Source organism: Microbacterium sp. zg.Y909, assembly GCF_024626565.1.
Genome location: NZ_JANJFJ010000731.1, coordinates 1 through 639 on the forward strand (window position 1 = coordinate 1; position 639 = coordinate 639).

1 pseudogene is annotated in these 639 nt (G+C 69.6%); it reads left to right on the forward strand.

Going from position 1 to position 639, the window contains the following annotated elements:
• Nucleotides 1-620 (forward strand): annotated as a pseudogene (locus NQ160_RS24435) (glucose-6-phosphate isomerase); the annotation flags it as partial.
• Nucleotides 621-639: the final 19 nt, after the last annotated feature.

Consider the following 639-nt stretch of genomic DNA (forward strand, 5'->3'; position numbering starts at 1 on the left):
GCGCGCAGCTGGTGGTGTGGGAGTACGCGACCGCGATCGCCTGCCGCCTGCTCGGCGTGAACCCCTTCGATCAGCCCGACGTGGAAGCAGCCAAGGTCGCCGCGCGCGGCATGCTCGAGGTCCGCCCTGCTCCGTCGGCACCCGCCTTCGTCCAGCAGGGCGTGGAGGTGCGCGTCTCGGATCCGGCACTCGCCGTGTCGGGCACCGTTGCCGGCGTTCTGGAGTCGCTCTGGGCGCGCGTTCCTTCCGACGGCTACGTGTCGCTGCAGGCCTATGTCGACCGGCTCGACCTTTCGCAGCTGGCGGGTCTGCGCGAGATGGTCGCGGCCGACAGCGGCCGCCCCACGACGTTCGGCTGGGGTCCGCGGTTCCTGCACTCCACCGGGCAGTACCATAAGGGCGGCCCCGCCAACGGCGTCTTCGTGCAGATCCTCGATGCCGGAGAAGTCGACCTGGAGATCCCGGGTCGCCCCTTCACCTTCGGCGAGCTCATCCGGGCACAAGCCGCCGGAGACGCCACCGTGCTCGCCGGGACCCACGGACGTCCCGTCGTCACCCTCACCCTCACCGAACCGCAGGCCGAAGTGCTGACGCTGTTCGAAGCCGTCCTGGAGGACTGAAACAACGTATGACCGTCGA